This is a genomic window from Cohnella sp. (assembly GCF_041641335.1).
GTDB lineage: Bacteria > Bacillota > Bacilli > Paenibacillales > Paenibacillaceae > Cohnella.
This window is the reverse complement of record NZ_JBEPYQ010000074.1, coordinates 26,148-34,481: the sequence shown is the minus strand read 5'-3', so window position 1 is coordinate 34,481 and position 8,334 is coordinate 26,148. Positions and strand designations below refer to the sequence as shown.

At 58.8% G+C, this 8,334-nt stretch carries 8 protein-coding genes; 1 reads left to right on the top strand and 7 read right to left on the bottom strand.

All coding sequences use genetic code 11. The features are described from left to right. Positions 1-253: 253 nt before the first annotated feature. Positions 254-1,576 carry an alpha-L-fucosidase gene (locus ACESLM_RS21770; RefSeq protein WP_372634238.1) on the bottom strand — a complete coding sequence of 441 codons (1,323 nt, stop codon included), beginning with the start codon at positions 1,574-1,576 and terminating at the stop codon, positions 254-256. 118 nt (positions 1,577-1,694) lie between these two features. Between ACESLM_RS21770 and ACESLM_RS21765 the strand changes: the two genes are divergently transcribed. After that, a complete protein-coding gene (locus ACESLM_RS21765) occupies positions 1,695-2,528 on the top strand; it encodes an AraC family transcriptional regulator (protein WP_372634235.1) in 834 nt (277 codons plus the stop codon). Between the two features lie 26 nt (positions 2,529-2,554). Here ACESLM_RS21765 and ACESLM_RS21760 read toward each other — a convergent pair whose 3' ends face one another. The 6 genes from ACESLM_RS21760 to ACESLM_RS21735 form a co-directional block, all read right to left on the bottom strand. Beyond that, positions 2,555-3,976: a SulP family inorganic anion transporter gene (locus ACESLM_RS21760; RefSeq protein WP_372634233.1), complete on the bottom strand. Its 1,422-nt coding sequence runs from the start codon at positions 3,974-3,976 to the stop codon at positions 2,555-2,557. Between the two features lie 112 nt (positions 3,977-4,088). Then, positions 4,089-4,616, bottom strand: coding sequence for an MgtC/SapB family protein (locus ACESLM_RS21755; protein WP_372634231.1), 528 nt, complete (start codon positions 4,614-4,616; stop codon positions 4,089-4,091). A 15-nt stretch (positions 4,617-4,631) separates the two neighbouring features. Then, the gene (locus ACESLM_RS21750) at positions 4,632-5,681 is read right to left on the bottom strand and encodes a LacI family DNA-binding transcriptional regulator (protein ID WP_372634227.1); all 1,050 of its coding nucleotides are present in this window, start codon (positions 5,679-5,681) and stop codon (positions 4,632-4,634) included. 18 nt (positions 5,682-5,699) lie between these two features. Beyond that, complete coding sequence (locus ACESLM_RS21745; RefSeq protein WP_372634225.1) at positions 5,700-6,263, bottom strand: HAD family hydrolase; 564 nt, start codon at positions 6,261-6,263, stop codon at positions 5,700-5,702. Continuing rightward, the gene (locus ACESLM_RS21740) at positions 6,247-7,272 is read right to left on the bottom strand and encodes an ABC transporter ATP-binding protein (RefSeq protein WP_372634222.1); all 1,026 of its coding nucleotides are present in this window, start codon (positions 7,270-7,272) and stop codon (positions 6,247-6,249) included. Before ACESLM_RS21740 ends, ACESLM_RS21745 begins: the two co-directional genes overlap by 17 nt. Next, positions 7,269-8,321: an ABC transporter ATP-binding protein gene (locus ACESLM_RS21735; protein WP_372634220.1), complete on the bottom strand. Its 1,053-nt coding sequence runs from the start codon at positions 8,319-8,321 to the stop codon at positions 7,269-7,271. Before ACESLM_RS21735 ends, ACESLM_RS21740 begins: the two co-directional genes overlap by 4 nt. Positions 8,322-8,334: the final 13 nt, after the last annotated feature.

The following is an 8,334-nucleotide window of genomic DNA, read 5'->3' as shown; positions in this document are numbered from 1 at the left end:
CGAACCTCTCGGGCACTCCGAGCAGCGATCTGGCTCGGATGTCCCCGACGAACTCGAACGGGCGGGGAACGACGAACGCCCCGCTCGGATCATTGAATTGCGCGTAGGTTTGGCTGCACACCGCCGCCAGGAAAATCGCCGTACGATTGTTGAATCCGCCCATTGGCAGCGCCCCCGTCTAAGCCTCATGCGATAGCCTATTAACGGGGGCGCCTGTTGGTGCTTATCCATGCGATGGCGAGGCCGGTTAACTTTAGCCGTTATCTTCGTCCAGAAGGATTTCCACGACGGTGTCGCGATCGTCCGGAAGCGGATAAGTGAAATGCTCGGGCTGGGCGAAGTTGAAGAAGGCGTCGTCCGGATACATGGCGGCGTTCCACGGGCGGGAGACGAACAGCTCCGACCCGTCGGCCAGCAGCCGCGCCCGCTTGATCTTCCCGGCGAGCCCCGCCAGATTGACCGGGCCGATGCTCTCTTCGAACAGATGCGCGTAGAGCTTATTTCCTTTTCTCGTGTAACGGCCCCAATCCGGCTTCGGCAGCCCCGCTTGACCGCATCCGTAGATGCTGTCCCCGTTGCGCGCCATCCACTGTCCGATCCCGTCCAAAATGCGAAGCGACTCTTCCGGAATTTCCCCTCTCGCGTCCGGCCCGACGTTCAGCAGCAGGTTGCCGTTTTTGCTGACGCATTCGACCAGCTTGCGGATGACCGTCTTCGCCGATTTGTAGGTTTTGTCCGCGGCGGCGTAGCCCCAGTTGTTGTTCAGCGTAATGCATGCCTCCCACGGAATGGACTCCCCGCTCTCGTTCACGACGCCGCTCGGAGGAATGATCTGCTCCGGCGAAGCGAAATCGCCGGAATAGAAGCTCGGCTCGTCCGTATAGATCGAACCGCCTTCCTCGCCGCTCGCCTCCAACCGATTGTCGACGATAATGTGCGGCTGCAGCGAGCGAATCATCTCCATCAGCTCGGTCGCGCGCCATTTTTCCCCCTTCATCTCGTCGTAGGAAAAGTCGAACCACATGACGTCCAGCTTGCCGTAATCGGTGAGCAGCTCGCGAACCTGCCCGTGCATGTAGTCCAAATACCGGTCGAACGTCGCCGGATCGCGCTTGTACGCTTCGTCGTCACGCATCGGATGAATACGGTCCCCGTAAGCCGGATAGTCGGGGTGGTGCCAATCGATCAGCGAGTAGTACAGCCCCGCTTTCAGCCCTTCCGCGCGGAAGGCGTCGAGAAACTCGCGCACGAGATCGCGGCCCGACTTCGTGTTCGTGGACTTATAGTCGGTGAGCTTGCTGTCGAACAGGCAGAAGCCGTCGTGGTGCTTGGCCGTCAGCACGGCGTACTTCATGCCGGCCGCTTTGGCCGCTTTCGCCCATGCCTTCGGATCGTATTTGTCCGGGTTGAACTCTTCGAAATATTTCCGGTAGTCCTCGTTGCTGATTCTCTCCGCGTTCCTGACCCATTCTCCCCGAGCCGGAATCGCGTACAATCCCCAGTGAATAAACATGCCGAAGCGGTCGTTCAGAAACCATTCGGTTCGTTCCTTGATCTGCTGGCCGTAGTTTGTCATCTCGCCGGCGCCTCCTCTTGTTCGGATATCCCTAGATTAGCAACCATCTGATATAATCAACAAGGTTGGCAATTAGCCTTTATGGGGATAGGATTAACTAATTCGAGGTGACCGACAAGTGCCGCTTGACGACCGCTCCGCCTATTTTTCCGAACTGCTTCGCAACTTGAAGGTTCAGCCGATAGACGCCTACTATACACGCTGTACGTCCCACTGGCGGGAGCTCGATTACGTGCCCGATTACAATAAGCTGTATTATATTTGCGAAGGAGAAGGCTGGGTGAAGATCGGGAATGCCGAATACTCTCCCGGACCCGGCCAACTCGTCTTTATGCCCGCGAACGTAAAGCAGTCCTATTCCGTCATCAGCGACAATACCTATGAAAAATACTGGTGTCATTTTACGGCTACGATCGGCGAATTGGATTTGTTCCAATGGTTCGACGTTCCCCACTGTATCGACGCCCTTCAGCATGAGAGGTGGAAAGCGTTGTTCGAGGAGCTGGCCGCGCTGCACGCGGACGGCGCCTTCCTCTCGCGCATTCGGGAGAAAGCCGTTCTGCTCGAGCTCCTCTCGCTGCTGCTGACGGAAGCGGGTACGGAAATCCGCGTGCTTCCAGGCCGGTCGTCCGACGTGCAGCGGCTCGACCTGATCGAACGGTATATCGAGGAAAATCTGGCCGAACCCGTCACGCTGGAGCAGCTCGCCAAGCACGTCCATCTGCATCCGAATTATCTCGTGCGTTATTTCAATAAGCATTTCGCGGTATCTCCGCTGAAATACATGAACCGCAGGAGAATGCAAAAAGCGAGGGAGCTGCTGCGCTCAACCTCGCTGTCGGTCAAAGAAGTGGCGGAACGGGTCGGATACGCCGACACGAACCATTTCGCCAAAGCTTTCCGCCGGGAAAACAGCTGCAGTCCGACGGAATATCGGCTGCGCGGCGTCTGATCACGACGCGCCCCCCTCCGCCATGATCAGGCCGGCTCCGCATGGGAGTCGGCCTCTTGCCGCAGCACCCGCACCTTCTTCCCCTTGCCTTCCAGCCGAACGACGATCTTCTCCAGCGTCTTCGCCGCGGAGTGATCCCACACCTGACTGGCGGTCAGGTCCAGGCACACGTTCGGAGTCTCGTCGTTAAAATCGATCCGGTCCATCAGCTTGTCGCTCGATACGAAAAACAGCTGGCCCCTCACCCGGTATACCCGCTCCTCGCCGTCCAATTCGTCGCGAATGTCCAGCTTGGTCGCCGAACGATACGCATAGAGAAGGGCGCTCAACAGAACGCCGACGAGCACCCCGATCGCCAAATCGTGGGTGGCGACGACGATGGCCACCGTGACGGTCATAATGAACGTATGGGCCAGCGGCTTGCGTCTGATGTCGCGCAAATACCCCCAATCGAATACTTCTATGCACACCATGAACATCACGCCGACCAACGCGGCGATCGGAATCGCGTTCAGCACGTCGCGCAGCGCGAAGACGAGCGCCAGCAGCGCCAGCGCCGCGACGAGCGTGGACAGGCGGCCGCGGCCGCCGACCTTGACGTTGATCGCGGATTCCGCGACCAGCGCGCAGCCGGCCATTCCCCCGAAGAAGCCCGTGACCGTATTGGCGATGCCCTGTCCTCTAAGCTCCTTGTCTTTGCTCGTCTTCTCCTCGGTCATCTCGTCGATGATCGTCTGCGTCAGCAGCGTCTCCGAATAGCCGACGACTGCCAAGGAGAGCGAGGTCGGCAGCAAAATCCACAGCGTCTCCCATGTAAACGGAATGGCGGGAAGATGCAGCCACGGAATCGTCGGCTCGATCGTCGCCAAGTCTCCGACCGTGCTCAGCCCCATCTGTCCGGCGAAGACGACAACCGTCATCGCGCCGACGGCGACGAGCGGAGACGGGACGGCTTTCGTCAGCTTGGGGAACAAGTAAATAATGGCCAGCGTCCCCGCGACCATCGCATACATGGGCCAGGACTGTCCCTCGAAATATCGGATCTGGGATATAAACAACAGAATCGCCAGCGAATTGATGAATCCGGTAATGACGGAATGCGGAACGAAGCTCATCCAACGCCCCATTTTCATAGCGCCCATCCCGAACTGGATAACGCCCGTCAGAATGGTGGCCGCGAACAAATATTCCACGCCGTGCCGGGCCACAAGCGCCGTCATCAGTACGGCCATCGAGCCCGCCGTCGATGACACCATCCCCGGCCGCCCGCCGAAGAACGAGATCAGCAGAAGGATGCAGATCGTCGAATAGATGCTGATCATCGGATTGACTCCGGCAATGAACGCGAACGCCAGCGAATCCGGAATGAGCGCGAGAACCGTCGTGATCCCCGCCAGCACGTCCGCTCTTATGTTGGAAAACCAGGTTGTCTTTAATCTCTGTAGCATAGCCTGCTTCTTCTCCAGCCCTTCTCTAGTTCCAGTGTATCGCACCTTGTCGATGATACACCGCATTGTCCCGACCGTCTAGACTGAAAATAAAGAGGGGCTTGGAAGCCCCTCAATCCGGCGAATCATTCTTCGATTTGGCTTGCGATCTGGTTGGCGATTTGGCCAGCGTTTTGTCATGCTCCCACTTCTCGATCCAACCTCCGACCCGGACGAGCACGAAGAGCACCGCGATCGTGAACAGCACGATTCCGTAGAAGCCCGCGCCGATGCCGATGCCCACCCCGCCAGCGAACAGAATCATGGAAGCCGACGTCAGCCCCTTCACCTCGAAGCCCGACTTCATGATCAAGCCGGCCCCCAGAAAGCCCAGCCCGGTCACGATCTGGGCGGTAAGCCGCATGGGGTCCATCATCGTCCGGTCGTGCAAATGGCTGTATACTTCCACGCTTTCGATCGACACGATGGTGATCAGGGCGCACGCAGCGGTCACGAACGTGAACGTCTTGACCCCGGCCGGCTTGTTCTTGTGCGTTCGGTCGAAGCCGATCAACAGTCCGAGCACGGCGCTGATCAGAATGCGGAAGTACAGCTCGTACTCCGAGAAAAACGCGGCCGCGTAATCCGCTATTTGTTCCATTGCACGTTCTCCTTCCTACTGCTGCGGGGAAAGCTCGGATCGGACCGGCGAGCACGAATGGCGGACGATGATCGGGCTGTCCACGATCCAATTGCGCGAATACTCGCCTTCGAGGACGCCGAGCCGATGCATGAGCAGCCGGACGGCCCGGACGCCCAATTCCGAAGGCTGGAGATCCATGCCCGTCAAAGCCGGCGTCGTCTGATGCATCATCGACTGATCGCCGCAAATGACGAACATCGAGATGTCCTCCGGCACGCTCAGCCTCGCATCCTTGATCGCGTTCATCGCGCAGAGCGCGGTGCGGTCGTCGTCGGCGATAACCGCCGTCACCTTCGTCTTGAGCGCGCCCATCACGTGCGCGGTCTCGTCGTAGCCGTACTTCATGTATTCATTCGAATCGATGGGCGGCTTGTAATGGATCATATGCGGCAGCGTCTCGATCCCCCGCTCGGCGAGCGCGTTCACGAAAGCCTCCGTGCGTTCGGCGGCGACCGTCATGCGCTTGCCGGCATTCAGAAATAAAATATCGCGATGGCCCAGACCGGTCAAGTACCCGACGATGTCGCGAATAATCCGCTCGTTGTCGCTGTTGACCGTCAGCGCGTCGGTAATGTCCGCGTTCATGATTTTGCCGACCGTGACGAACGGAATTCGGTGCTGATGGAGCATCCGAATGCGCTCGTCTTCCTCCGTCGGGCCGAGCACGATCGCTCCGTCGATCGGATAGCTGGCCAGCGTCGGCGTCTTGACTTCCTTGGCCGAGATCGTGTCCAGAAGCACCCTGTAGCCCAAAGCGGACGCTTCCAGAACGACCCCGTTGATGAACTGAGTGTGGAAAGAACTGAAGAAGAAATTGCCGTGGGGCAGCGTCAGTCCGATCGCCATCGTCTTCTTCGTGACGAGGCTGCGCGCGATATGGTTCGGCACGTAGTTCAATTCCCGGGACGCTTTCAGTACTCTGTCCGTCACCTTCTTGCTCGTCGGCCTCTTCTGGCTGAACACGTTGGAGACCGTTCCTTTGGATACGCCCGCCCTGCGGGCGACATCGTCGATCTTGGCCATCGTTCCGCTTACATCCTCTCAACCCGTAACGGCTATTCGTTCGTTCAGCGATTCCGCGAGATCGATCAGCTCCAGCGGGCTGGCGATCGTATAATTCGGCACTTCCCACTCGTCCGCCGGCTGCTTCGGATACCTCGGCGTCCAGCTCAGGAATACGCTGGTGATGCCCATCTGATTCGCGCCCCGGACGTCCCGGCTCAAATTGTTTCCTACCATAATGATCCGCGAACAATCCTCCTCGGTCAAATCCATCGCCCCGATCGCCGCCTTGAACATGCGCGGACTAGGCTTGACGGCTTTGATCGGCTCCGAATAGATCAACGTTTCGAAGCAATCGTACAGGCCATTTGAGGTCAGCAGATTTTTGAACGATTGAGCGGTGCCGTCGGCGACGATCGCCAATCGGTAGCCGCGTTCCGCAAGCGTCCTGACCGCCACGTCCGCGCCCGGAATGACGTTGCCGCTGATGACCGTCCCTTCCTCGTCCCGAATTTCCGTCCCCTCGTCGACAATCGTATCTCCGCAATCCATAAAAATGATCAGTTTTTTCGGCTCCGCGTCAAGCTTATTCGGCTTCTCCATGTCGTACCCCTCTCAGATTCAATTGCTCGGCGTAATGGCACGCCGCGTAATGCCCGTCTCCGACTTCGCGAAGCTCCGGCAGTTCGCGGGCGCATCTCTCCGTTCTATACGCGCATCTCGGATGAAAGTGGCAGCCGCTCGGCGGATTGGCCGGATTCGGCACCTCCCCTTCCAGGATGATTCTGTCTTTCTTGCGTTCCGGGTCGGGCTGCGGGACGGCCGACATCAGCGCTTCCGTGTACGGATGCCTCGGCCGGGAGAACATCGACTCGGTCGACGCCAGCTCCACGATTCTCCCCAGGTGCATGACCGCCACCCGGTCCGAAATGTTCTGAACGATGGACAGGTCGTGCGAGATGAAAATATACGTGATTCGGTATTGCTCCTGCAGGTCCTTGAGCAGATTGATGATCTGCGCCTGGATCGAGACGTCCAGGGCGGACACCGCTTCGTCGCAGACGATCAGCCGCGGCTGCATAATAAGCGCACGAGCGATGGCGATGCGCTGTCTCTGCCCTCCGGAGAAAGCGTGCGGATACCGTTGCAAGTAGCTGACGTTAAGTCCGGTCCTGCCGGCGATCTCCGCGACTTTGTCCTCGATTTCCGATTTTTTCAGCTTGAAATTGGCGATGAGCGGCTCGGCGATAATGTCGTACACGCTCATCCTCGGACTCAGGGAGGAATACGGGTCCTGGAAAATCATCTGAATGTCTTTGCGATACTTCTTCGCGCTATCGCCCTTCAGCTTCAAATAGTCGATCGTTTCCCCGCTCTCGGCATGATAATTCACTTCGCCGGAGGAGGCCGGCATTCCTCTTACGATGCATCGTCCGAGCGTCGTTTTGCCGCAGCCGGACTCCCCGACGATGCTCAGCGTCTCGCCCTCCAGCAGCCGGAACGAGATGTCGTGCAGCACCTGCACCCGGGCCGGCTTGGCCCATAGCGACTTTTTGGACTTCACTTCGAAGCTTTTGCCCAGACGGACGACGTCGAGAATGGACTTGGTCATGACGGTTCTCCTTCCTGCCGACCCGTATACAGGAAGCACCTGACCGTATGCTGATCGGAAATATAGGTTTTCGGTACGGCCCTGGCGTTGCATACCCCTTCGATCCGGTCCTTGCAGCGGTCGTAGAAGCCGCACATCGGCGGCATGTCGATCGGCATCGGAACCGAGCCTTCGATCGATTCGAGCCGGACGCTCTTCTCTCCGCCCAGCCGCGGCATCGACTTCATCAACCCTTTGGTGTACGGATGCTTCGGGTTGTAGAACAGCTCCTTCACCGGCGCCTGCTCGACGATTTTGCCCAAATACATGACCGCCACCTCGTCGCACATCTCGGCGATGATGCCCAGGTCGTGCGTCACGAGCAGAATCGCCATGCCGAACTCGCGCTGCAGCGCCTGCATCAGCTCCAGCACCTGCGCCTGGATCGTGACGTCGAGCGCTGTCGTCGGCTCGTCAGCAATCAACAGCTCGGGATTGCACGACAGCGCCATCGAGATCATCGCCCGCTGGCGCATCCCGCCGGAAAATTCGTGCGGATACTGGTCGAACCGCTTCTCCTGATCCGAGATGCCGACCTTGCCCAGCATCTCCAGCGCGATCTTCTTCGCTTCCTTCTTGTTCTTGGTGCGATGCGTGCGGATCGCCTCCACGATCTGGTTGCCGATCGTATACATCGGAGAGAAAGCGGTCATCGGCTCTTGGAAGATCATCGCGATTTTGCGTCCGCGGATCGAGCGGATGCGCTTGCCCTTCGGATCGAGAGCCAGCAGGTCCAGATCGGAGTCGGATTCGTCGTCGTACACGATCTTCCCCGTCGTCTCGCATTCCTTCGGATTAATGCCGATGATCGCCCGGCTCGTCAAGCTTTTGCCGCAGCCCGATTCCCCGACGAGACCGAGCGTCTGCCCTCGCTTGATTACGAAATCCACGCCGTCCACCGCGTGCATGGTCCCGTTGTCCATTTTGATGCGGATTTTCAGATCCTGCACGGACAGCAGAGGCTGGCCGTCCTTGCCCGTCTGCGCGGCTTGCACCGTTTGCGTCGTCATGCTATCCCCTCGC